Source organism: Micromonospora sp. ZG13, from assembly GCF_059359355.1.
The window spans coordinates 127,092-149,486 of record NZ_JCADBQ010000011.1 but is presented as its reverse complement, the minus strand read 5'-3'; the positions used below and the strand labels follow the sequence as shown (position 1 = coordinate 149,486).

Annotated in this window: 29 protein-coding genes and 1 tRNA gene; 16 read left to right on the top strand and 14 right to left on the bottom strand. The window is 69.4% G+C overall.

The window, feature by feature from the left end; all coding sequences use genetic code 11:
• Nucleotides 1-23 precede the first annotated feature (23 nt).
• On the bottom strand, nucleotides 24-731 hold the full coding sequence (gene deoD / locus AC5L34_RS21895) for a purine-nucleoside phosphorylase (RefSeq protein WP_089003001.1): 708 nt from the start codon (nucleotides 729-731) through the stop codon (nucleotides 24-26).
• A gap of 75 nt (nucleotides 732-806) precedes the next feature.
• On the opposite strand from deoD, the gene AC5L34_RS21890 reads away from it, so the two are divergent.
• Nucleotides 807-893: transfer RNA gene (locus AC5L34_RS21890), tRNA-Ser, on the top strand.
• Between the two features lie 174 nt (nucleotides 894-1,067).
• On the opposite strand, the gene AC5L34_RS21885 is transcribed toward AC5L34_RS21890, so the two are convergent.
• The 7 genes from AC5L34_RS21885 to AC5L34_RS21855 all read right to left on the bottom strand — a co-directional run bounded on the left by AC5L34_RS21885 (nucleotide 1,068) and on the right by AC5L34_RS21855 (nucleotide 5,243).
• Entirely contained in the window at nucleotides 1,068-1,622 is a 555-nt protein-coding gene (locus AC5L34_RS21885; protein WP_494826744.1) for a DUF4362 domain-containing protein, read from the bottom strand.
• Entirely contained in the window at nucleotides 1,603-2,115 is a 513-nt protein-coding gene (locus AC5L34_RS21880) for a SigE family RNA polymerase sigma factor (protein WP_357722348.1), read from the bottom strand. Before AC5L34_RS21880 ends, AC5L34_RS21885 begins: the two co-directional genes overlap by 20 nt.
• A gap of 183 nt (nucleotides 2,116-2,298) precedes the next feature.
• Nucleotides 2,299-2,850, bottom strand: coding sequence for a DUF5872 domain-containing protein (locus AC5L34_RS21875; RefSeq protein WP_494826743.1), 552 nt, complete (start codon nucleotides 2,848-2,850; stop codon nucleotides 2,299-2,301).
• A 53-nt stretch (nucleotides 2,851-2,903) separates the two neighbouring features.
• The gene (locus AC5L34_RS21870) at nucleotides 2,904-3,398 is read right to left on the bottom strand and encodes a polysaccharide deacetylase family protein (protein ID WP_441176848.1); all 495 of its coding nucleotides are present in this window, start codon (nucleotides 3,396-3,398) and stop codon (nucleotides 2,904-2,906) included.
• A gap of 32 nt (nucleotides 3,399-3,430) precedes the next feature.
• The gene (locus AC5L34_RS21865) at nucleotides 3,431-4,045 is read right to left on the bottom strand and encodes a hypothetical protein (protein ID WP_441176849.1); all 615 of its coding nucleotides are present in this window, start codon (nucleotides 4,043-4,045) and stop codon (nucleotides 3,431-3,433) included.
• 248 nt (nucleotides 4,046-4,293) lie between these two features.
• Complete coding sequence (locus tag AC5L34_RS21860) at nucleotides 4,294-4,485, bottom strand: DUF397 domain-containing protein (RefSeq protein WP_089003008.1); 192 nt, start codon at nucleotides 4,483-4,485, stop codon at nucleotides 4,294-4,296.
• Nucleotides 4,476-5,243, bottom strand: coding sequence for a Scr1 family TA system antitoxin-like transcriptional regulator (locus tag AC5L34_RS21855; protein ID WP_441176850.1), 768 nt, complete (start codon nucleotides 5,241-5,243; stop codon nucleotides 4,476-4,478). The genes AC5L34_RS21860 and AC5L34_RS21855 overlap by 10 nt, the downstream gene beginning before the upstream one ends.
• Before the next feature lie 745 nt (nucleotides 5,244-5,988).
• Between AC5L34_RS21855 and AC5L34_RS21850 the strand changes: the two genes are divergently transcribed.
• Nucleotides 5,989-6,237 carry a flavin reductase gene (locus AC5L34_RS21850; protein WP_363625561.1) on the top strand — a complete coding sequence of 83 codons (249 nt, stop codon included), beginning with the start codon at nucleotides 5,989-5,991 and terminating at the stop codon, nucleotides 6,235-6,237.
• Between the two features lie 11 nt (nucleotides 6,238-6,248).
• Here AC5L34_RS21850 and AC5L34_RS21845 read toward each other — a convergent pair whose 3' ends face one another.
• The 3 genes from AC5L34_RS21845 to AC5L34_RS21835 all read right to left on the bottom strand — a co-directional run bounded on the left by AC5L34_RS21845 (nucleotide 6,249) and on the right by AC5L34_RS21835 (nucleotide 7,839).
• On the bottom strand, nucleotides 6,249-7,049 hold the full coding sequence (locus AC5L34_RS21845) for a sulfite exporter TauE/SafE family protein (RefSeq protein WP_494826742.1): 801 nt from the start codon (nucleotides 7,047-7,049) through the stop codon (nucleotides 6,249-6,251).
• 156 nt (nucleotides 7,050-7,205) lie between these two features.
• On the bottom strand, nucleotides 7,206-7,637 hold the full coding sequence (locus AC5L34_RS21840; protein ID WP_441176853.1) for a hypothetical protein: 432 nt from the start codon (nucleotides 7,635-7,637) through the stop codon (nucleotides 7,206-7,208).
• Nucleotides 7,638-7,647: 10 nt separating this feature from the next.
• Nucleotides 7,648-7,839 (bottom strand): hypothetical protein, encoded by a 192-nt coding sequence (locus AC5L34_RS21835; RefSeq protein ID WP_441176854.1) that lies wholly within the window; start codon nucleotides 7,837-7,839, stop codon nucleotides 7,648-7,650.
• A 491-nt stretch (nucleotides 7,840-8,330) separates the two neighbouring features.
• Between AC5L34_RS21835 and AC5L34_RS21830 the strand changes: the two genes are divergently transcribed.
• On the top strand, nucleotides 8,331-9,773 hold the full coding sequence (locus AC5L34_RS21830) for a ParB N-terminal domain-containing protein (protein ID WP_494826739.1): 1,443 nt from the start codon (nucleotides 8,331-8,333) through the stop codon (nucleotides 9,771-9,773).
• A gap of 6 nt (nucleotides 9,774-9,779) precedes the next feature.
• A complete protein-coding gene (locus tag AC5L34_RS21825; RefSeq protein WP_494826737.1) occupies nucleotides 9,780-10,682 on the top strand; it encodes a DNA adenine methylase in 903 nt (300 codons plus the stop codon).
• A 12-nt stretch (nucleotides 10,683-10,694) separates the two neighbouring features.
• On the opposite strand, the gene AC5L34_RS21820 is transcribed toward AC5L34_RS21825, so the two are convergent.
• The 3 genes from AC5L34_RS21820 to AC5L34_RS21810 all read right to left on the bottom strand — a co-directional run bounded on the left by AC5L34_RS21820 (nucleotide 10,695) and on the right by AC5L34_RS21810 (nucleotide 12,772).
• Complete coding sequence (locus AC5L34_RS21820; RefSeq protein ID WP_494826735.1) at nucleotides 10,695-11,249, bottom strand: cysteine hydrolase family protein; 555 nt, start codon at nucleotides 11,247-11,249, stop codon at nucleotides 10,695-10,697.
• Nucleotides 11,250-11,253: 4 nt separating this feature from the next.
• Nucleotides 11,254-12,420 (bottom strand): hypothetical protein, encoded by a 1,167-nt coding sequence (locus AC5L34_RS21815; RefSeq protein ID WP_494826734.1) that lies wholly within the window; start codon nucleotides 12,418-12,420, stop codon nucleotides 11,254-11,256.
• A gap of 127 nt (nucleotides 12,421-12,547) precedes the next feature.
• Nucleotides 12,548-12,772 (bottom strand): helix-turn-helix transcriptional regulator, encoded by a 225-nt coding sequence (locus AC5L34_RS21810; RefSeq protein ID WP_494826732.1) that lies wholly within the window; start codon nucleotides 12,770-12,772, stop codon nucleotides 12,548-12,550.
• A gap of 357 nt (nucleotides 12,773-13,129) precedes the next feature.
• Here AC5L34_RS21810 and AC5L34_RS21805 point away from each other — a divergent pair, with 357 nt between their 5' ends.
• The 12 genes from AC5L34_RS21805 (at nucleotide 13,130) to AC5L34_RS21750 (ending at nucleotide 22,008) form a co-directional block, all read left to right on the top strand.
• Nucleotides 13,130-13,381: a DUF6284 family protein gene (locus tag AC5L34_RS21805; protein WP_494826730.1), complete on the top strand. Its 252-nt coding sequence runs from the start codon at nucleotides 13,130-13,132 to the stop codon at nucleotides 13,379-13,381.
• Nucleotides 13,381-13,755 (top strand): RRQRL motif-containing zinc-binding protein, encoded by a 375-nt coding sequence (locus AC5L34_RS21800; RefSeq protein ID WP_494826728.1) that lies wholly within the window; start codon nucleotides 13,381-13,383, stop codon nucleotides 13,753-13,755. The genes AC5L34_RS21805 and AC5L34_RS21800 overlap by 1 nt, the downstream gene beginning before the upstream one ends.
• Nucleotides 13,752-14,426 carry an NUDIX domain-containing protein gene (locus AC5L34_RS21795; protein ID WP_494826726.1) on the top strand — a complete coding sequence of 225 codons (675 nt, stop codon included), beginning with the start codon at nucleotides 13,752-13,754 and terminating at the stop codon, nucleotides 14,424-14,426. Before AC5L34_RS21800 ends, AC5L34_RS21795 begins: the two co-directional genes overlap by 4 nt.
• Nucleotides 14,423-15,310 carry an ABC transporter permease gene (locus AC5L34_RS21790; protein ID WP_494826724.1) on the top strand — a complete coding sequence of 296 codons (888 nt, stop codon included), beginning with the start codon at nucleotides 14,423-14,425 and terminating at the stop codon, nucleotides 15,308-15,310. Before AC5L34_RS21795 ends, AC5L34_RS21790 begins: the two co-directional genes overlap by 4 nt.
• 89 nt (nucleotides 15,311-15,399) lie before the next feature.
• A complete protein-coding gene (locus AC5L34_RS21785; protein WP_494826722.1) occupies nucleotides 15,400-15,867 on the top strand; it encodes a DUF3307 domain-containing protein in 468 nt (155 codons plus the stop codon).
• 29 nt (nucleotides 15,868-15,896) lie between these two features.
• Nucleotides 15,897-16,067, top strand: coding sequence for a hypothetical protein (locus AC5L34_RS21780; protein WP_357084521.1), 171 nt, complete (start codon nucleotides 15,897-15,899; stop codon nucleotides 16,065-16,067).
• 89 nt (nucleotides 16,068-16,156) lie between these two features.
• On the top strand, nucleotides 16,157-16,354 hold the full coding sequence (locus AC5L34_RS21775; RefSeq protein ID WP_494826719.1) for a hypothetical protein: 198 nt from the start codon (nucleotides 16,157-16,159) through the stop codon (nucleotides 16,352-16,354).
• 95 nt (nucleotides 16,355-16,449) lie between these two features.
• Nucleotides 16,450-18,621 (top strand): P-loop NTPase family protein, encoded by a 2,172-nt coding sequence (locus tag AC5L34_RS21770; RefSeq protein WP_494826717.1) that lies wholly within the window; start codon nucleotides 16,450-16,452, stop codon nucleotides 18,619-18,621.
• Nucleotides 18,622-18,768: 147 nt separating this feature from the next.
• Entirely contained in the window at nucleotides 18,769-19,008 is a 240-nt protein-coding gene (locus tag AC5L34_RS21765; RefSeq protein ID WP_494826715.1) for a hypothetical protein, read from the top strand.
• Nucleotides 19,005-19,295: a hypothetical protein gene (locus AC5L34_RS21760; RefSeq protein ID WP_494826714.1), complete on the top strand. Its 291-nt coding sequence runs from the start codon at nucleotides 19,005-19,007 to the stop codon at nucleotides 19,293-19,295. Before AC5L34_RS21765 ends, AC5L34_RS21760 begins: the two co-directional genes overlap by 4 nt.
• A 197-nt stretch (nucleotides 19,296-19,492) precedes the next feature.
• Nucleotides 19,493-20,452: a bifunctional DNA primase/polymerase gene (locus AC5L34_RS21755; protein ID WP_494826712.1), complete on the top strand. Its 960-nt coding sequence runs from the start codon at nucleotides 19,493-19,495 to the stop codon at nucleotides 20,450-20,452.
• Nucleotides 20,449-22,008 carry a hypothetical protein gene (locus tag AC5L34_RS21750; protein ID WP_494826711.1) on the top strand — a complete coding sequence of 520 codons (1,560 nt, stop codon included), beginning with the start codon at nucleotides 20,449-20,451 and terminating at the stop codon, nucleotides 22,006-22,008. The genes AC5L34_RS21755 and AC5L34_RS21750 overlap by 4 nt, the downstream gene beginning before the upstream one ends.
• The last annotated feature ends 387 nt before the right edge of the window (nucleotides 22,009-22,395 follow it).

Genomic DNA, 22,395 nt, shown 5'->3' with positions numbered 1-22,395 from the left:
ACGGGGCGGCGGCCGGACGAAACTCAGGCGACGATCGTGTCCAGGGCGATCTCGACCATCTGGCTGAAGGTCTGCTCACGCTCCTCGGAGGTGGTCTTCTCGCCGGTCTTGATGTGGTCGCTGACCGTCAGCAGGGTCAGCGCGCGGGCCTTGAACCGCGCGGCGATCGTGTAGAGCGCCGCCGACTCCATCTCCACCGCCAGCACGCCGTAGTCGGCGAGGCTGTCGTAGAGGTCCGGGCGGTCGGTGTAGAAGGCGTCCGCCGCCAGGATCGGCCCGACCCGCATCGCGATGCCGCGCCGCTCGGCCACCTCCACCGACGTACGCAGCAGCCCGAAGTCGGCCACCGGGGCGTAGTCGATCAGCCCGTCGAAGCGCATCCGGTTCATGTTCGAGTCGGTGGACGAGCCGATGGCTGCGATCACGTCGCGCAGCCGCAGGTCCTCGGTCAGGGCCCCACAGGAGCCGACCCGGATCAGGCTCTTCACGCCGTACTCGTTGACCAACTCGTGGGCGTAGATCGAGGCGGAGGGCATGCCCATGCCGGAGCCCTGGACGGAGACCTCGACGCCGTTCCAGCGGCCGGTGAAGCCCAGCATGCCCCGGACCGTCGAGTAGCACTGCGCGCCCTCGAGGTAGGTCTCCGCGATCCACTTGGCCCGCAGCGGGTCGCCCGGCATCAGGACCCGCTCGGCGATCTCTCCCGGCTTCGCGCCGATGTGCGTACTCATGGCAAGGATCCTGCCAGGCCGCCCCGTGGCATACCGGTTCGGCGTCCGAACCTGGGGTCATGTACCCTTCTCGGCGGTGGCGTGTCCGAGTGGCCTAAGGAGCACGCCTCGAAAGCGTGTGAGGGTTTACGCCCTCCGCGGGTTCAAATCCCGCCGCCACCGCTCGTGAACAGCGAAAACGCCCGGCAGGTCCGCAAGGATCGGCCGGGCGTTTTCGCTTGTGCTCTCGGTTGGCTCCGAAGGTCGGTGGCACTTGCCCCGTCGGGACCGCTCTCTGTACTTGATGCTGAGGTACCGGGCCCAGCAGGAAGTGATACGGCGGCACGGCAGGTCGGGTCAGGCGGCTTCCGGCGAAGAACATTGCGTGAAGCCGATGCGCCGGTGTTCGACGACCGGTCCGGTGCACGTCTGCCGGGTGATGTGCGGGACGCCGAACCTGTCCTGTCGGCTATCGATCGTGACCTGTACGGCACCGTCGGCCTCGGCAACGTAGACGGTGTGGATCGGGTCGCCCTCAATCGTCGGCCAGGTCTCGGCGAGGCGGGCGGGCCGGCGTGCCCCCACCGCGTCGAGAAAGCAGGCGATCGCCGTGTCCGGCAGGCGTTCGGACTGGCGCAGCACGTGGCTGCCGCAGTCCACCTCGACTGCCGCCGTCACCGCCGCGCTCGCACCGATGGCTGGCGGGGGCGGGTTCGTCCCGCGCTCGGCTGTGGGCGAGACGGCAGCGAACACCCCGGCGACGGCCAGGACGGTGGCCGCCGCCACGCCGCCGGCCGCACGCCGCCGGCGCAGAGTCTCTCCGCGGGCACGCACCTGCGCTGGTGGCGCCAGCCTCAGGGCGGCGGTGTCGTGATCGAGGGCCGCGATGGCCTCACGGATGCGCGCTGACATCGGATTCCTTCCGTTCGTCGTCGGTGCCGAGCAGACAGGCGAGCGCCGTCCGCGCGCGGGCGAGGTAGACCTTGACTGTGCCGGCGGGCATGCGGGTGGCCTCGGCGATCTCGGCGACCGGAAGGTCACAGAGGTAGTGCAGAACCACGACCCGCCGTTGCGCTTCCGGCAGACGGTGTAGCGCCGTCATCACCGCGACCCGGTCCGGCGTCGGTCCGGCGGCCGTCAGGGGCGGGCCGAGCCTGGCCCGCGCGGCCAGCCAGCGCCGGGCGCTGCGCCATCGGTTGGCCGCCAACCGCCACGCGACGGTCCGTACCCACGCCTCAGGGTCGTCGTAGCCCGACAGCCGCGACCACCGGATCCAGGCGCGGGCGTACGCCTCCTGCACGGCGTCCTGAGCTTCGCCGAGATCCCCGCAGACGGCATACACCTGGTGCACGACGCGCGCTGAAGTCGCCGTGTAGAAGGCGTCGAAGTTGTCGGTCGTATCCATCCGCGCCGTCCCTCTCCGTGGCCGTCACAGGTACACACACCGCTGAGGGCGCGCGGGTTACAGTCGCCGACGGTTCGGTGGCGCGTACGCCTGGCCGGTTGATCGAAGCCAGTCCCTTGGCCTGACGCTGCGTCGCGAGCTGTGGCCGTGCGCCAGGCAGGTCTTACCAGGGTGGGGGGGCGGTCAGCGGCGGGTCAGTTCCTTTTCCAGGCGGGTGATGAGGGTCTTGCGGGACTTGCCGTCGCGTTCGCGGCGCAGTGCCGACTTCAGTTGGCCCTTGTCGAGGTCCCGGACGAGCTTGGCCGCCTCGGCGACCGGCAGCTCCGACAACTGCTCGGCCGACGTGGCGTTGCGTCGCGCGCGTTTGGCCGGTCCGGTGTTGGCGACGTACTGCCTGCCGGACTTCGACTCCTTCCGCTTCTTGGCGTCGGCCGCCCGCCCCTCCTTCTCGGAGAGCTCCTTCCAGGCCTGTTCGGGCAGGTAGCGACTGGTCTCGTCGCCGTGCCGCGCCCGGGTGTCGCCTTCCTTGGTCTGCCAGTGCTCGCCGCCCCAGCGCTGTAGGGACTTCTGCCGCTCGTCCTTCGGGCCGACGAAGCCCCCGCCGCGCCTCTTGTACTCCTGGGTGACCAGCTGCGACTTGCGCGCCGACCACTGCCCCGGCCGGCCGCCCTTGTCGGAGGCCTTGATCTCTTCCTTGACCTGCTCCCGGAGTTCGGGCTTCGTGTACCGCGCCATGCCGGCGGTTACCCCACCTCACGGCCCCCATGCGTCAGGCCTGCGCGGAGGGCTCAGCAGGGGCTGTGGCCCTCGTCGAAGAGGCGCTGGGCCCAGTCGGCGTACCCGGCGATGATCTTCTTCACCGCCCGCCCGTCGTGCAGGAAGAGGTACGCCCGGTCGCCCTGCCGGGCGAGCAGCCCGTCGAGCCGATACGTCCCCTGTGGAGCGTCCAGCTCCCGGGCGGACGGGTAGCGGGTGCGGACCTCCTCGACCGGCATGCCGGCGGTGACTCCCTGCGGGGTGCGGGTCGCCTCACCGAGCCAGAGCAGCACCAGCCGGTCGTCGACGAAGATGGGGCTGGTCGTGTCGTACCCGGCCAGCGCCGGGCCGCAGGCGTCGACGTCGGAGCGCAGGATGCCCCGCCGGGTCAGCTCGTCCTCGGTGTCGCCGAACTCGATGTCGCGCAGGCCGTTGAGGTCGACCACCTCGACGGCCCCGACGGGCCGGCCGTCCAACTCGCGCAACGGCGGGTGCGCGCCACTGCCCGAAACCCAGGCAGCCGTCATCAGTGCGGCGATAAAGCCAAATTGTCGCAATTTCATGGAATCCCCCAGTCCCCAACGGGACCGGGGCGTTCAGGTTGCTGCCCGCCCGCAGATTGCCGGTTTTCCCACTCCTCGGCCAGCTCGTCCCAGTAGTCGGCGCTCAGTCGTCGGCGTCCGTGCGCCAGCCAGCCGGCGGTGCTCCGCTCGACGTGCAGGCCCAGCTCGGCGAACGGGTCGATCCACGCGCCGGGCTCCACCCCGATCCTGGTGAGCGCCGCGTTCAGCGGCCACTCGGCGCGGGGCCTGTCGAAGACGTGGTCGAACGCCGGGCCCCAGCTCACCCGGCCGCCGAGCCACACCACCGTCGACTGGTAGCCGGCGCCGCCGGCGAACTCCGCCTCCGCGTACGCCATCGGTCCCGACCGTGACCACCGCGCGAGAACCTCGGCGAGGGGAGCGGAGAGCGTCAGGTGGAAGGGCTCCTCGGGCGAGCGTGCCGCCACGGAGAAGTCGGGCAGCGCGCCGGTCAGCTCCTCGACCAGTTGCGGGGTGACCGGCAGCAGCGCGAAGTCCTGCCGCAACTCGCCGAGGACCGCGTGGTCGAGGTCGGCGGTGTGCTCGCGGAGCAGCTCGGCGTCCGCGACGACCGCGCTGAGCTGGTAAGCCATCGGAGCCCTCCGCCGTCCACAGCCTGTGGATGGAACATGTGTACGACGAATTCCTCCTCCGCCGCTTTCGCACCGTACCCAATCGCCCCCTGCCGGCACCGCCCCGTGATCTCGCGCTTCCGGTCCTCCGTCGGGGCGCGACGCGGCCTTCGGCGAGGGTCAGTCGGGCAGGGCGGAGAGGTAACGGGCCGCGACCGGGTCGTGCAGCGGACCCGTGCCGGGGGGCGTCTGCCGTGGACGGGCTCGGGTCAGGGGCGCTCGGCCATGGTGGCGACGAACGCGCGCCACGCCGCCGGTGCGAAGACGAGCGCCGGGCCGGCCGGGTCCTTCGAGTCCCGCACCGCGACGACGCCGGGCAGGTTGTCGGCGACCTCGACGCAGTCGCCGCCGTTGCCGCTGCTGCGGCTGCTCTTGCGCCACCGCGCGCCGTTCAGCTCCATGTCTCCGCCACTTCCGTGATGAGATCGACCGACTGCCAGTGGGACAGCGCCTCGCCGCGCACGTTCTCCCACGCAGCCATCATGGCCGCGATGTCCGCGGGATCGCTAACCAGTTGGCCCTGGAGTTGGTTGTCGAGGTAGCCGGCGACCCGGTGGTCGTGGCTGCTGGCGATCACGAACGGCCCGTTCAGGCCCGCGTAGGCGCCGACCGACGACGGCACGACGTGCACCCGCACGTGCGGCTCGGCGCAGGCGGTGACGACGGCCCGGAGCTGCTCACGCATGGTGGCCCGCCCGCCGACCGGGCGGCGCAGCACCGCCTCGTCGATCACGGCCGTGAACTGCGGCGGTTCGTCCTGCCGCAGGATGCCCTGGCGGGCGAGCCGGGCGGCCAGGTGCCGCTCGACGTCGCCCCGGGGGAACAGGCCGCCGCCGGTCAGCACGGCCCGCGCGTACGCCTCGGTCTGGAGCAGGCCCGGCAACACCATCGATTGGTACGACCGCAGCGACACCGCCTCGCGCTCGATCTCCTGCCACGGACGAAACCAGATCGGGTCGCGACGTCTCGAAGTGTCCGGCCAGATGTCCGACACGTCCCTGCGGAGGGCCTCCGCCGCCGTCAACCGGTGCCTGGCATGCGGGATGCGATCCTCGGTCAGCCATCGCCCGACCGTCTTCGGATCGACGCCGACGGTCTCGGCGAGGGATTCGATCGTGTGCCCGGTGTCGCTGAGCGCCACCCGGAGCGCATCGTTCACGGGCTCCTCCCATCGGATGTCCCAAATATCCGGCGACCATAGCGCTACGGGGTGTATCTGTCTGCACACGCGCGGCAAGTTGGGGTGACGAAGACGGCGCGGCCGGTGGAGGCGAGCGAGCCCGGCGGTCGGCGTCAGTCGTGGGGCCGCCCCGGCGGGGAGGGCGGGGCGGCCCCGCTCCAGCCCTACGGCCCGCCCCTTTCCTGGAACGCCTGGGGCGAGTCCCGCTTGACTCCACCAAGGAGGTCCTGCCCGTGCCAGCCCGCCGCGCCCCCACCTCTGAGCGTCGGGGCAATCCCCGCTTCCCGGTCGATCGCCACGATCCGCCCCCGCCCGCCGCTCCCGCCCGGGGCCGGCCGACGCCCTGGCCCGCCGGTACGACCATCCGCGTCCCCGACGACGCCTACCGCTTCGGAGAGGGTCCGCTGACGCTGCGGATCACCGAGGTGCTGAGCGTCGGCCCGTTCGAGGACCGGCTCTGGGCCGAGGTACGCGGCCACCAGGTGGACTCCGACGGCACCGTCCGCCCCCGGGAGCGGTTCGCCTCGATCCGTGTCGACCGCGCCCGGGTGCTCGCCACCGACGCTCCCGGTGCTGGTGCTTCCCCCGCCGATGCGCCCGGAGGTTCGCGGGCCGGGGCACCCGGGGCTTCCCGCGCCGATGCGTCCGGGGCTTCCCGGGCTGATGCGTCCGGGGCTTCGCGGGCCGGGGCGGGCCGGGTCGGCTCGGCCGGGTCGGCGGCGCGGTGAGGCGCCGCCGGGAGCACGTTCCGACCCGGCCCACGTGGCGGTGCCGGGCGTGCGGCATCGCCTGGCCCTGCTCGGCGGCGAAGCTGCGGCTGCTCGGCGAGTACCGCCACGACCGCGCCGCGCTCACCGTCTACCTGGCGACCCTCCAGGCCGAGGCCGCCACGCAACTCGCCACGCTCGACGCCGACGTGAGCCCGGCCCGGCTCGCCGACCGCTTTCTCTCCTGGGCCCGCCCGCGCGGCTGAGCGCATATTGGTCAGAGCAGCAGGTTGGCCAGGGCGGCGAGCCCGACCAGCACGATGATGGCGCGCAGCGCCACCGGCGGGAGCCGGCGTCCCCACCGGCCGCCGATCAGGCCGCCCGCCACAGAGCCGACCGCGATCAGCAGCGCCGGCTGCCACGCCACGTTTCCCACGACCACGAACAGGACCGCCGCGACCGCGTTGACCAGGCCGGCGAGCACGTTCTTCACCCCGTTGACCCAGCGCAGGTCGGTGGAGAGCAGCACCCCGAGCAGCCCCAGCAGCAGCACTCCCTGGGCGGCACCGAAGTAGCCGCCGTACACCCCGGTGGCGAAGACGCCGAGCAGCAGCAGCGGCCCCGCTCGCCGTACCGTCCGACCGCCCGCCGACGACGCGCCCGCGTCGTCCGCGACCGGCCGCCGGCGGTCCAACGCCCGCGCCAGTCGCGGCTGCACCACCACGAGCACCAACGCCAGGACGATCAGCACCGGCACGATGGCCCGGAAGGCACCGGGCGGCAGGAGCAGCAGCAGTATGCCGCCGGTGACCCCGCCGAGCACGGCGGCGACCCCCAGGCGGGCCAGCAGGCCGCCGTGCCCGGCCAACTCCCGGCGATAGGCGTACGCCGCGGTGAACGACCCCGGCACCAGCCCGACGGTGTTGGACACGTTCGCCACCACGGGCGGAAAGCCGAGGGAGAGCAGGACCGGGAAGGTCACCAGCGTGCCCGAGCCCACCACCGCGTTGATGGCGCCCGCCGCGACCCCGGCGGCCAGCACCGCCAGCCCTTCGGCGACGTTCAGTGTTGCGTCCACCTGTGTCCGCGCTCTCCCCGGGCCAGTCGTCGCCCGCAGGTCGCCACCGCCCGGTTGTCGCTGTCGAATGCGGCTGTCAGCGTAGAACGGGAGTCGTGCCCTTTGATCGACGTGCGGCAGGGATCACGCCGTGACCGGTAGTTTCGTCGGCGGCGTTCACCTCCGCAGCCGGCGCGGTCGCCAGGGCCCGGCGTGGCGGCGGCGCAGCCAGCGGGGCAGGCGGTGCCGGGGCACGAACACGCCGATGTCGTCCGCCGCGTCGTCGGCGTAGCCGCGCAGTTGGCAGCCGCCGAGCGTGGTGCGATCGCGCAGCGCGCCCCGGAGCAGCGCCAGCGACTCGACGTCGACGTAGCGGTGCAGGCGCCCGAAGTGACCCAGCGACTGCAATGCGTTCGCCCTGGTCTGCGCGTCCCGCGACCGGAGCCCGCGCTTGATCCGGGGAAGGACGACGGCAGGCGGGTGGAACTCGTCCAGCACCAGCCAGAGAAGTGCCGGTCCGGCCCCGGCCTCCGTACGCTCCAGGGCCGCGTCGACCTTCTCCGGGCAGTCGCACGCGGCGTACTCCGGGGCGGTCGCCTGCTCGCTCACCCGGGATCTTCTACCTTTCTTCGGCGTTGCCGCTGTCGCGGCCGATGATCAGCGCGGCGACACAGTACAGCGCCATTCCGGCCGCCCCGCAGCCCACGATGATCTCCAGCGGTCGGTCGAACCCGGACCCCACCTGGGAGAGAAGGACGCAGGACATCGCGACCAGTTGCGTCCAGAGCAGCCAGCGCGGATTCCTGCCCAAGCGGATCGCCCCTTCCGGCGTCACCCGTCGAGAGGCGCAACCGCCACCGACCGATCGTCGACGAGGCATCGACACATGTCGGAGGAGCGTAACCAGTGGGCCGTCGTGGCGCCCGGCAGAAACGGTACGAGGGCCGCCCCGATGGGGTCGGCCCTCGCGTTCGTGCTGCTCAGCGAGCGGAGGATACGAGATTCGAACTCGTGAGGGTGTTAACCCAACACGCTTTCCAAGTCTGCTGTCGCGGGTTCAACCACTGCCGTTGCCGTCCCGACGCAGCGCAGCGGTCAGGATTCCACCGCCGATGGACGTTCGTGGACGTGGCCGAACGAGACGACAACTGAGACCAGTGGGCGCCGATCGAACACGTGGCCGATTACCACTTCACCGACGCGGCGTCAACTGTTAGAAGTGGCGGATCTACGACACATTTGCCTCATATTGGGCGCTGCTCGGTGTGGCGCACCGCTGCTGTAAGGTGAAAAAATGCCGGGATGCCTGACATTGAGCTTCCCGTTGCCAGCCTACTGCTGGACACATTCAACCCTAGGCACAGGGAAGTGCACAGTCAGGACGAGGCCATTGCCGCCATCCTTGCGCGCCATCCGTCCAAGCTGCTGGCTCTTGCGGAACACATCGCTAGCCATGGGATGAACCCGATGGACCGCATGCTCGTCCTTGGGAACGCTGGCGGCGGCTTTATCGTCCTGGAGGGCAACCGCAGGACAGCTGCCCTTAAACTGATGCACAACCCGGACCTCTGCCCCGATGCTAAGACGCGGAAGGCGTTTGCTCAAATTGCCGCCGATGGACGCGCGCCGGAGACAGTCCTCTGCGCACAGGTGCAGAGCCGTGAGGAGGCAGCGCCGTGGCTGCTGGTGCGCCACGGCGGAGAGTTGGACGGCGCCGGAATCGTGCGCTGGAGTGCGGGAATGCGCGTCCGTTTCGAGGCCAAGCCGGGTAGTCAGGACTACAAAGCAGTAGCGGTTCTTGATTGGCTGACAGAAAAGGCCGAGGCGGGTGCGAACCAGGAGTTGGGCTCGGCTATCGAATTCGTATTCGACGAGAAGCTGACAACCTTCGGGCGTCTCGTGGGTGGCCCCCGGTTCCGCAGCTTCTGTGGTTTCAGCCTCAGCGATCGAGACATCACCCTCTCGGAGCGGCCTGAGGTTGTGGTCCAACGGCTGAGTCACGTATTGCGCGACTTTCAAGAGCGCGGCCTTTCTGTCAGCGACCTAAAGAGCAAGGATCAGCGAAACAGTTACATCGATGGTCTGATCAGAATTTTTAGGGTCGACATTGATGGTGGCGACTCCGAGGGTGAGGACTCAAACGATCCCGAGGATGATCAGACGCCTTCGCCGACCGGCACTAGGCCACCGGCTGGCGCGAAACAGAAGCCGGGGTCAGGCGGGCAAGGGCCTGAGTCGAAAACTGCCGGACCGTCTAAACCTGGAGGCTCAGCTGCCGGGAACGGCGCAGCTAAGGGTAGGCGAGGTCAACCGGCCCGACCCACAAAGCTTTTTGGCGGCCTGAAGCTGCAAAACTGCTCGAAGCGAACTAAGGACGTTTTGCGCGAGATTCAGCAGATCGACATCGACAAGTTCCGAAACAGCGCGGCGGCTCTCACGCGCATGCTGGTAGAGCTTGTCGTGGTTGAAGCGATCCAGAAGAAGGGTTGGAGGAATCCTGAGCGCCAGGAACTCAAGGAGCGCGTGCGTACTTGCCTCAGTAAGCTGGACCCAGAGGAGAACAACCCAAGGTACAAGGACGTTCGAAACCAAATCGCCGCTCGCGACAGCTTGATTTCGGCAAACACAATGAACGCCTTCCTGCATAACGCCAACTATTTCCCGTCGGCGACGGAGCTTAGGTCCATCTCCGACAAATATGTTGGACTCCTGGAAGACTTGGATGCTGAAATGGGTAAGGTCTGATCAGCAGTGAAACCGATTAGTCCTCTAAGATATCCAGGCGGGAAGGGTAAGATGACACCCTTCCTCAAGCGGGCGATTGCTGAACAACGTCCCCGGCCCAAGGTATATGTAGAGCCATTTGCGGGAGGGGCGGGTGCTGCGCTGTCGCTCCTGCGCGGTGAAGTGGTGGACCGTGTGGTGCTCAACGACTTGAACAGGGGGATCGCTCAATTCTGGCGCTCGGTTTTCAACGAGTCGAAGGAATTTGCGCAGCTTGTTGAACTGACCAAGCCGACGATGGAGGAGTGGCACCGGCAGCGCTCGATTTACCTGGATCCCGCATCTTCTGGAATTGAGCTTGGGTTTGCTACCTTCTTTCTCAATCGAACAAATAGGTCGGGTATTCTCGGGGCTAGGCCTATCGGTGGCATGGAGCAGAATGGCAACTGGAAAATTGACGCTCGATACGGCGCTAAAGATTTAGCAAAGCGCGTCCTGGATCTCGGTGGCTACAGGCACCGTGTGGAGATTCGTGAGCAGGACGGTATTGGTCTTTGCGAGACCTTTTCCGCCTCGGACCGCACAGTATTTCTGAATGTTGATCCACCATATCTTAAGCAAGGCGACGAATTGTACATGAACACCCTGCAATGGGAAGACCATGTGCGACTAGCGAAGGTCCTGGAGGAAGGGCCACCCTACTGGGTGATGACATATGGCATCGACCAGAGGGTGCCTGATGTGCTTTATCCTACGTATCCGTGCGCCATCTTTGGTATCTCCCATACCGCGTACAGCCAACGAGTTGGCCGGGAATACCTGGTCATCTCAAAGAACATGCGCCTGAGTGATTTGAGTGGGATCGGCAGCCGGACTGGCGAGTGGCTTCCCGGTAGGGCTCCTGAAACGGCAATGCCGACGCTGTTCTGAGGCAGAGTCCCGTCACGACTCGGCCTCACTGAGGAACGTTGTTGGTATTTCGGACTGGGAAATAACTTGTCCCGGTCCAATGAAACGCCGAGCCACTAGCAAGCCGGCTTCATGTGCCCCCAAGCCCGCATGGCTGGCCGAAGCGTCTGCGATGAGCCATGGGGTTAGGTTGCGCTCGAAAGCATCTACCGCCCCCTTCAGGACGCAACTCTCAGTGGCGATGCCGCAGAAGTAGAAGTCGCTCCACCCTCGCTGTGCGAATAATTCCTCCGCTTCGCGGCTAAAGGGACTGTAGATAATCTTATCTAACACCGTTCCCCGATCTAGGTATGGCTGTAGCGCCGGCACTATATCGGTTTCTGGCGCAGCCTGGAGCTTGCGCCAGCCAAAGAAGCGTTCAAAAGGGCTGCCCGGATAGTTTAAGTAGCGGGTAAAGAGTGTGTCGCCCCCAGCGTCCTGCCAACGTCGCACCAGTTCAGCGACGATCGGTACTACATGTGCCGACTGCTCTCGAACGAACCCGTTCTGCATGTCGGTCACTACAAGAACCCGCCTGGCCGTTGTCACTGCCTTAACCTCGATCCGTATCGCGGAGGGTTTCGATGGCTTGCTCAAGGGCTGGTAAAAGGTCACTTGTCCGCAGAATCGCCCTGCGCATTGCTTGATGTTGCCCCGTCTCGCGTGGCCGAGAAGTCGTCAACCGGGACCGGACTCCACGAAGGTATCGCCACCCGTGCTCTGGCGGCACGTCCGGGTCTCGGCCTTGCTCGATCCGCCGGCTAATGGCATCGGTGAAGGCCCAGATCGACTGGACCGCAAGCTCGCAGGCAACCAGCTCGGTTTCCGTCAGGGCTCGCTCAGGTGCAACCGGATGGTAGACAACACCGGACCATGAGGCGTAGCCGGACGAGATGCCGCGTACACCGAACGACTCGATCCCCCCGTGGTCGTATGCCTCGGCTAGCAACGACTGCTCGACTAGCTCGGCGTGGGCCAGGTGCTCGTCGTCCATCGGACGGTCGCGGTGGAGCAGCACGGATGGCGTCGACATGATGCGTAGCGCTGGCTCGACCAACTCGGCGGGCCACGCGGGCTCGATCAGCCAATGCGTTCCAAGGACGTAGAGCCCGGCGTCATCAACGCCCGGCGCGACGCGGGCCAGGTAGTCCGATGCCCACTTGATGTTGTCGCCGTACGAGACCTTGCGCCAGGCCGCCAACGCGGCAATGGACGACAGCTGCAACGACTCCACCAAGTGGAAGACCACCGAGCCGCAGGGCCAGACGTAGAGGGTGCAATCGCCCTCGGGGTGCTCAACCGCTGCTGAGTCGCAGGCGTGCCACTGGCCCTCGGCCGGCACACAGCCCGCGTCATCTCGCACCAACGCTGCAGCCTCGGAACCTACGAACGCCGGCACGAACTTGTGCGACCGGACGGAGAAATGCGGCCGTTCCTCCCCACCGCCGGTTAGCTCGCCGAACAGATCGTGCGGCTTCGCTCCGTACGCCAGGCAGTAGAGCTGTCGGTAAATCGGATCAGTGACCGCCACTCGCCCAGTCTCGTGCCGGTACATCGCCTTCTCGATGGCCTCGATGGTCGGCGTCTCCCGGAGACCCTGCTGTAGGCCGAGGCGATGCAGCTCCCGAGCGGCGCGCTTCCGCGACTCCCAGCCTGCCCCCTTGCGTCGGTTGACCAGCACAAGATTGGGCTTGAACTGCCGAGGGGCCTCAGTGGACATGCCGCGTGTCCTTCGTGTCCGTGCCTAGGACCTGCCCGTTCGGCCGATTCCCCGGCAGTCTCTTTGGCAGGCGAGCGAAGTGCCGCCGCAGATTGAAGCCGGGAAGGGAAAGCACAGATGATCCGAGTCAGTCGGCGGGAGTGCCCCGGCGCGGCCTCCCGGCCTGCCACTGCTGGATGGTCTTCGGCCGCCAGGCTGGCGACCGTCCGAACATGCGATCGGGCGCGGGCGCCTGGCCTCGGGATACATACGACGCCCAGGTGGCACGACTGATCGGCACGCCCACCGACGCCAGGTAGACGCGTACGTGCTCGGTAGTCCACCAGTCGGCGGGCAGCTCCTCAGCAGTCATCACTACAAGCCTACGCGGTAGAGGTGCTTGCGCGAATACAACGTCGCGCTGTAGCTTGCGAATACAACGCCAAGTTGTACCGGCCGGATGGTCCGGGGAACTGCGGCACGTCGTTGCCGTATGCCCAGGGACCGCCGAAAGCCACACGGTCATTGAGAACTCCATAGCGACAGGAACGAGTGCGCGTGGGCCGCCGAGCGGCATCTCTGCATTGAGCCACCTGGTGGTCGACCCCGGTAGGTCCCGGGCGAGCGGGGCGAGCGGAGCGGGTCACGCGCACTGCAACACCTGGCCCCGGTCTTGGCTTCGGCCTTCGCCCGAGGCGCCCCGCTTCATCGACCTGTCCCGGAGGTTTCCGTGAAGAACCACCTTGCCCCCGTCATCGCCGTGCCGGCCGCGGAAGACCTGGCTGCGATCGAGTCGGAGTGGCCGCTGATCGCGGCCGAACTGGACGTGCTCGACGCCGAAATCACCCTGCTCTACGCCGAGGACCACGGCGGGCCGACTGCGCTGGACTGGCGGCGGCTGCGCCGGGCCGAGGCCCGCGTCACCCGTGCTGCCGTCGAGCTGGCCGCCGGCACCCTTGCCGGCCCGCACCGCGCGGCCTGATGTCGCGCATCCGCGCCGCCTACCACGACCCAGACGGCACGCGGTACGGCATCCCCACCTACTGGTGGCGCGGTGCCCCGCCCGGCTACGCCACCCGCCGCCAATTGACCGCCGCCGGCCTACGCCCCGCCGGTCAGCCGATCGCCGCTCAGGTGCTCTGGCAAGGGGTCGGCGGTACCCGCGCCGCCTACCTGTACCGGGTCGACCTGGCCCGACCCAAGCGCACCGCATCCCCCGCCCAGCTCCGGGCGGTCCGCGCCGCGCTGACCGCCCGCCGCACCTGCCGCATCTGCCGGCAGGTCCGCAGCTACTACATCCCGCGCTCGCTCGGCGAGTGCCTTGAATGCGCTAACCCGATGGAGGCCGCCGCATGACCTGCCGTACCTACACCCACCCGAGCGTTCTGGACGGCATCGCCGCCGGCGCCGCGTGGGCCGACCCGACCATGGACCCCACCGCCATTGACTGGACCGCCCGCCGAGCCACGGCCGCTCTGCCGTTCCCGCTGGTCGACGGGCGCCCGGTCAACCCGTACGCCCCGACTGGCATCCGCTACGGCCGCAACCAGCTCGGCCACTGGGGCGAGCAGGTCTGCGCCGACGCTCTGGTGTCGCTCTGGGACGACAACCGGCACCGCTGGATCGTGATGGTGGAGCGCGGTGACGGCCACGGCTGGGCGCTGCCCGGCGGCTACGTCGACCCCGGCGAGACGCCGGCCGACGCCGCCGTGCGGGAGCTGGCCGAGGAAACCGGCCTGATCCTGCGCAACCAGGAGTGGCACCTGTCGCCGCCGCGCTACGTGCCCGACCCCCGCGCCAGCGATGAGGCCTGGATGGTCACCGTCCTTGCCCGCACCTGGATCGGCCACCACCGCCGCGACGACTTCCCGCCGGTGACCGGCGCCGATGACGCCCGCCGGGCGTTGTGGCTGCCCGCCGACGACTACGACGTGCTCGCCGACTACCTGGCCGACGCCTACGACGGCCAAGTGTTCCCCGCCCACCGTGACCTGCTCGCCGACAACCTGGACGAGGTGACCCGATGACCGCCCCCACCCTCAACGGCACCCGCTACCCGCAGCCGGTAGACGCCCTCCTGCCGGCCGCCCGCGCCCTGGACCTGCCCGACGGGCAGGCGCTGCCGTCGCGTAACCGGCTGATGCGGGAGTTCCGCATCGGTGCGCCGAAGGCAGACGACCTGCTCGCTCGACTCAAGGCCGAACACGAGAAGCGCACCCGCACCGAACAGATCCGTGCGGCGATGATCGCCCGGGGTGCCCTGCTGCCCCTCGATAACGCCCTGACCGACCTCACCGAGCCGACCACGGTGCCGCTGGACTACGCCGAGCCGACCGGCCCGCACCCGGCCCTCGCCCCGGCCGCACCCGAGCACACCCCGCCGTCCAACCCCGTGCCGACCACCCCGGCGAAGATCACGCGCGCCGAGCAGATCGAGCAGGTCACGGCGGTCGGTCACCCGGACACGCCCACCCCGCCCGCGCCGATCCGGCCGGCGGTGGTGTGGCCGGTGGTGCTGCTGGCGCTGCCCGCGTTCGTGGCGATCTGGTCCGGGTGGGTCGGGCTCGGCGGACTCACCGGGTTCGGGGTGGTGCACCCGCTGCCGGGCATCTGGGACAGCTTTTCCATCAACTCCGCGATCACCCTGCCGATCGGCGTGGAGACGTACGGCGCGTACGCCCTCTACGTGTGGCTGTCCGGCCGGGTGCCTGCCCCGGCCCGCCGGTTCGCCAAGTGGTCCGCCCTCGGCTCCCTCGCCGTCGGCGCGCTCGGCCAGATCGCCTACCACCTCTTGGAAGCGGCCGGGGTCACCTCGGCCCCGTGGTGGATCACCACCGCCGTCGCGTGTCTCCCGGTCGCGGTGCTCGGCATGGGTGCCGCCCTCGCGCACCTCGTGCGTACCCACGACTAGCTATGCCCGGCGGCACGGCCCCTGGCCTGGAAAACCGTGCCGTGCCGCCGGCCCTCACCCCTTAGCCAATGACCTTAGGAGAGGCATCTATGTTCGCAGACCCCACGGGCCGCAATACTGCCGCGTTCGCGGCCGTGTTCGTCGCTCTCTACGTCGCCCACCAGGTCGCCGATCGCTGGGTACAGACCCAGCACCAGGCCGACTGCAAGGGCCAGCCTGGCTGGCCCGGCCGTATCGCCTGCGCCGCCCACGTCGCCACCTACACCCTCACCGCCGTACTGGCCCTCGTCTTCCTTGTGGCCGGTACCGGCCTGCGGCTCGACCCGTCCGGCGTGGCGGTCGGACTGGCCATCTCGGCCGTCTCGCACTACGTCGCCGACCGACGCACCCCGCTCCAGCGCATCGCCGCCGCTCTCGGCTCGGCCCGCTTCTACGCCCTCGGCGCACCTCGGCCCGGCCGCGACGACAACCCGAGCTTGGGCACCGGCGCCTACGCCCTGGACCAGTCCTGGCACGTCGGGTGGCTGTTCATCGCCGCCCTGTTCTGCGCCGCCTAACCCACCCCCACACCAAGGAGAAAGCCCCGATGGCAAGCATCTCGATCGGCTCCAGCGGCGGGCGCATCACCACCGGCACCTCGCAGTTGTGGTGCCCGGCCTGCGGCAACGAAAGCAACTGGCGCGACATAACCGCCGACAGCCAGCGCACGCACGCGACCTGCGGCGACTGCGGCAACCGCATCTCCGTCAAGAGCTGACCGCTCCCGTCGTCACCGGCTCATCACCCGGTGACGCGCGGAAGCCGCCAGACCCCCTGGACGGCCCAACCAAAAGGAGCACCACCGCTATGGGCAAGCGCAACGTCGCTTCCGGTACCGACCGCGTCGCCGTGCAGGCCGGTGAGGTCACCGGCCGCCGCGACACCAGCAAGACCCCCAAGGACACCGACACCAAGCCGGGCCGGACCGAGAACACCGTCACCGGTAACGCCCGCGTCGGCATTCAGGCCGACACCGTGACCGGCCCCATCCGCATCCGCTTCTGACCCGGCCCGGCGGCGCGGCCCCTGGCGACCAACCTGCGCCGCGCCGCCGGCCCTCAACCCCCGACCCTGACGGATCAGTTGGAGGAACCCCCATCATGACGTCCCCCCACGATGACGACCGATTCGACTGGCGGGCCGCAGAAGCCGACATCACCGGCCCGGATGCGGAGGTGGTCGACCTGGACGCCGCCCGCGCCGCCCGCACCACCGACCCCGACGACGACGGCGGGCCGGTGCTGGTGGACTCGCCGGACGCGCAGAAGTCCCCGCGGTTCACCCTCGACGGCGTGCGCGCCGGGCAGCGGCGCCCGATCCTGCCCGCGTGGCTGCGCTCGCGCGCCGAGTTGCGCGACGTGATGCGCTGGGCGGTGGGACACCTGCTGCACACCACCGCCTACCACGCCACCCGCCTACCGAAGTACGGCGGCAAACTCCTGCTACGCGCCCCCGCCGGTGCCGCCCGGATCGCCACGGGTGCGACCCGGTGGCTGTTCGACTGGGAAGGCGAGCAGCTGCGGCAGTCGACCTCCCAGACCCGCGACGGAGAGCTGTACCTCAAGCTGTCGCGCCAGCGTGACCGGCGGGTGCGGTGGCGCGGCATCGTCGCCACCTTCACCCTCGCCATCACCCTCGCCGGTGGCGTCGCGGTGGCGCTCGCGCCGCCGTGGTCGCGCTGGGCGGTCCTCGCGATGCTGGTGACGTTGTGCGGGATGTTCGGTCAGCCGGCCGACAAGCCGCTACTCGACACCGCCGTGGTCATCCCCCGCGTCGCCCGACTCACCTCCGATGTGGTGGTGCGCGCCCTGGCCGTGCTCGGCATCTCCGGCATCACCCAAGCCATCGCCAAACAGGGCCAACGCGCCATCGCGTTCACCGCGCCCATCGTCCGCGACGGCCCCGGCTGGCGAGCCGACATCGACCTACCGCCCGGCGTGACCGCCGGGGACGTGATCGAGCGACGCGACCGGCTCGCCGCCGGCCTCACCCGCCCCCTCGGCTGCGTCTGGCCCGAGGGACAGCCGGAGGTGCACCCCGGTCGGCTGCTGCTGTGGGTCGGCGATCAGGACATGGCCGCCACACCACCGAAGCCGTGGCCGCTACTCAAGGCGTCCGGCGGGTTCGACCTCGGCAAGCCGGTGCCGTTCGGCACCGACCCACGCGGCCGGATCATCTCCTTCGAACTGCCCTACACGAACCTGCTCATCGGCTCGATCCCTGGCTATGGCAAGACGGCCGCCACGCAGGTGCCGATGCTCGCCGCAGCGCTCGACCCGTACGCGGAACTGTGGTGCTTCGACTTCAAGGGCACCGGCGGCCTCGACCCCCTGGAGAAGGTCTCCGCCCGCTACGCGTCGGGGCAGGACGACGACACCGCCGAAGAGGGCCTGATGGCGTTGCGGGAACTGCGCAAGGAATGCCAGCGCCGCGCCGCCGTCATCAAGGGCCTACCCAAGGCGGTATGCCCGGACAACAAGGTCACCCCCGAACTGGCCCGCCGCAAGAAGCTGGGCTTGCACTGGTTGGTTGTCGCCCTCGATGAGGTGCAGGAACTCTTCTCGCACCCGGAGTTCGGCAAGGAAGCCGGGGAACTGGCCGAGAAGGTCATCAAGCTCGGCCGCGCCCTGGGCGTCATCCTCGTCGTCGCCACCCAACGGCCCGACGCGAAAAGCCTGCCCACCGGCGTGTCGGCGAACGCCGGTACGCGGTTCTGCCTGCGGGTCATGGGCCAGATCGAGAACGACATGATCCTCGGCACCTCGGCGTACAAGAACGGCATCCGGGCGACCATGTTCGCCAAGAAGGACAAGGGCGTCGGCTACCTGGTCGGCGCGGCCGACGACGCGCAGATCGTGCGGACCTTCTACGTCGACGGCCCCACCGCCGAGAAGATCACCGACCGGGCACGAGCACTGCGCGAGGCTGCCGGCACCCTCACCGGCCACGCCATCGGGCAGACCCCGGCCACCCCGGTGGCCCGCCGGGACACCCTGCTCGACGACATCCTCACCGTCGTCCCGGCGACCGAGGGCAAGGTGTGGGCGGAGACGCTGACCGAGCGGCTTGCCGACCTCAACGCCGACGCGTACGGCGACCTGACCCGCGATCAGCTCACGGCGGCGCTCAAGCCGTACGGCATCACCACGGGGCAGGTGTGGGGCACCGACCCCACGACCGGCAAGGGCGCCAACCGGCGCGGCATCGAGCGACAGCACATCGCCGATGCGGTCGCGGAGCGTAACAAGCGGCGAGGCGACAAAGCCGCCTAACCCGGACAGTGTGTGGTTGCTAGGTCTAGCGGCACCCCCCGCTAGACCTAGCACCCCCGCTAGCAACCAATCCCAACCCTGGCCAGCGCCCTAGTTCCTAGCGGCGCCAGCCCTCTACGCCCTCGAAACGGCCTGTGGAGGCATTCCGTGACCACCATCCTGCCGCTCGCTAGCCTCGCCGCCCTCGGTTACGCACTGTGCTACCTGGCCATCTGCGCTGCCTCGCCGTGGGGACGTTGCCGCCGCTGCCGGGGAGCACGCTCACACCGCACCACCATCGGCACCCGCCGCGACTGCACCCGCTGCGACGGCACCGGCATCCGCGTGCGCGCCGGCCGCCGGCTGCTCGACTACATCCGCGCCGAGTACCGCGACGGCCACCAATGAACCGCACCACCGGCCACACCCCGTGGTGTGGGCGGGACCACCGCTGCAACCTCGGCGAGCACCGCTCCGACGAAATCGTGGTTGATGCCGGCCACGCCCGCGCCGTGCTGGTGCGGGTGCGCACCGCCGCCGGCCGGGAGTACGCCGAGGTACGCGTCAGGGTCGCCCTCGCCCCCGGCGAGATCGCGGCCCGCCGCCAGTTGGTGGGGCTGCTCGGCGACGTACGCCAGGCCGTGACCCGCGCCGCCGTCGCGGCCCGACCTCGACCGGGGCGGGCCGCGCGGTGACCGCCGGCCGCACGGGGCCGACGGCCCGGTGCGGTCACTGGATCGGCACCGCCGCCCGCTACTGCCACACCCCGGACAACCTCCGGCCCTACCTGCAAGGCCCCCGCTGCCCCGCGCACACGCCCTCAGCGCTTGCCGGGCGGCCGGAGCCGCCCTCTACGCCCCTGTGTCCGCCATCGACCGAAGGAAGGGACCTCATGCCCGACCCTGGCCTGTTGGCCGCTGCCCTTGCCCACGCCGCGCGCGGATGGCACGTCTTCCCGCTGCGCCCCGACGACAAGCGGCCCGCGTTCCCCGACCACACCGCCGAGAACTGCACCCAGCTCGACCCGCGCTGCCGCGCCGCCGGCCGCCACCTCGGCTGGGAACCCCGCGCCACGACCGACCCGGCCCGCATCCGGCGCGCGTGGTCGACGCGCCCCTACGGCGTCGGCATCGCCTGCGGTCCGTCCGGGCTACTGGTGGTCGACCTCGACGTGCCGAAGACCACCGACGACACCCCGCCCGCCCCGTGGGCCGGGGCGCGTGACGGCCTGGACGTGCTCACCACACTGGCCGACCGCCACGGCGGCACCATCGACACCACGTACACCGTGACCACCGGCCGAGGCGGAAGCCACCTGTACTACCGCCACCCGACCACCGGCCCGCAGATGCGCAACACGACCGGCGACCGGGGCGGGTTGGGGTGGAAGGTCGACACCCGCGCCCACGGCGGCTACGTCGTCGCCGCCGGCAGCACCGTCGCCGGCCGCCCCTACACCGTGGCGCTCAACTGCGACCCGGCGCCGCTGCCCGGATGGCTGGCCGGACTGCTCACCGTTGCCCCGCGACCGGCCTACCGACCCGCCCCGGTGGCGCTACCGGCCGACCGGCGCGGCCCGTACGTGGCGGCGGCTATCCGCCGGCAGGTCGCCCACCTCACCGCCGCCCCGGACGGGCAGCGCAACCACGCTCTGTTCGCCTCGGCGGTCGCGCTCGGCCAACTCGCCGCCGGCGGGACGCTCACCGACGACGACGTGACCGCCGTCCTAGAACCGGCCGCGCTGTCGATCGGCCTACGCCCCGCCGAGATCGCCCGCACGATCGCCTCCGGTCTACGCACCGGAGCACGCAACCCCCGCACGCTCACCAACCTCGGGAAGGCGGCAGCATGACCACCCGCCTACAGATCGGCTCCGGCCCGGAAACCATCCGCGTACTCAAGGCCGCACTCGTCAACGGGTTGCTACCCGACACGTACGTGTCGGCCGGGTCGCTGGTCCACATGGAAGCCGTCTCCGGCGGCCTCGCCACCGCCGCCGACGAAGACTCGCCCCTGCCGGTGTCGGCGAGCATGGTCAACCCCGCCGGCCTGGCCGGACTGCTCGCCGAACACGCCTACGTCTACCGGCTCAAGACCCGCAAGAGCGACACCGGCGACCCGGAAATGTTCGAAGACGAGGTGACCCCTCCCCGCGACATCCTCTCGTCTGTGCTGGCCGGCAAGACGTGGCCTGGCGTGCCGCCGCTGCGCGGGATCATCGGTGCCCCCGTGCTGCGCCGCGACGGCACCCTGTTGCAGCGGCCCGGCTACGACCCCGCCACCGGCCTCTACCTGGCGTCCAAAGTGGCGCTGCCGCCCGTGCCGGACGAACCCACCGCCGAGCAGGTAGACGAGGCACGGACGTTCCTGCTCGGCAGGTTCCTGCGCGACTTCCCGTGGGCGTCCGCCGCCGACCGGGCCAACTACGTGGCGCTGCTGGCAACGCCGATCCTGCGGCACTTCACCCGCAGCCTGACGCCGTTCGCGCTCATCGACGCGACCATGCCGTCATCGGGTAAGACGATTCTGACCGCCGGCCCGGGAATGCTCTACGGGCAGCGCGTCATGACCTGGGCCTACTCGGATGAAGAACTCCGCAAGAGCATCACCGCGGTTCTGGCCGAGCAGGTCGGGGTGGTCATCTGGGACAACCTCGCCGAGGGCACCGTCATCGACTCCGCCGTGCTCGCCCAGCTCGTCACCTCCGGCGTGTGGTCCGACCGGCAGCTAGGCGCGTCGCGCAACGTCGCCACCGTCAACGACCGGCTATGGATGGCCACCGGCAACAACCTCCAGGTCGGCGGAGACATGGCGAGTCGCACGGTGCGGGTGCACCTCGACCCGAACATGCCCCGCCCCGAACTGCGCGACCAACGCGGGTTCGGCATCCCCCACCTCGACCAATGGATCACCGACCCCGCCAACCAACTCACCGTCCTGTGGCACCTCCTGGTCCTCGTCCTCGACTGGACCCGCCGGGGAGCACCACGAGTCACCGGGTTGTCGATGCGGCAGTTCACCCCGTGGGCGCAAGCCCTCGGCGGGTTCCTCGCCCACCACGGCATCGACGGATTCCTCACCAACGCCGCCGACATCCGTGAGATCGATGAAGACGAAACGCGCTGGCGCGCGTTCCTCACCTGCTGGCACGACCGCCACAGCGGCCGCGCCATGACCGCCGCCGAACTCCGCCAGGACGCCGAGCCCATGCACCTGGGCAGCGACGTCAACGACCCGTGGGACGGGCAGTTCATCACCACCCACAACGGCCGCCTACCCAACCCACTGCAACTCGGCCGGCTGCTCACCGGGCAGGCCGGACGCTGGCGCGGCGATCACGTCATCCGGGCCGGCAAGAACGACCGGGGCGACCGGTCCGTGTTCTGGGTCGAACGCCACCAGGGGTGAAACCCGCTGAACCATCTCCGCATCTCCGCAACGCCGCAGCAACGGCGCTCTACCAGGGGAAACACTCTGCGGAGATCAGAACCTAGAGGATCATCGATCTCCGCATCTCCGCAACCTCGCTGCGGAGATGACACCCCCTTTGCGGAGATGACCCCTCAACAGCACTCCGCATCTCCGCAAGCATTCGCCCAGCTCACAGCCATGTTTGCGGAGATGCGGAGATGCGGAGATGGTTCAGCCCTCCCACACAGCAACACACCAACCACCCGCCGCCCGACACACGTAGGGCGGCCGGCTGAGAGCCACACAGACACTCCGGCGCATCCCTTAACACCGGCACTGCACAGATCTTGGGTCTCCGGCGTTCTCAACGGGCCGTCCTGCCGG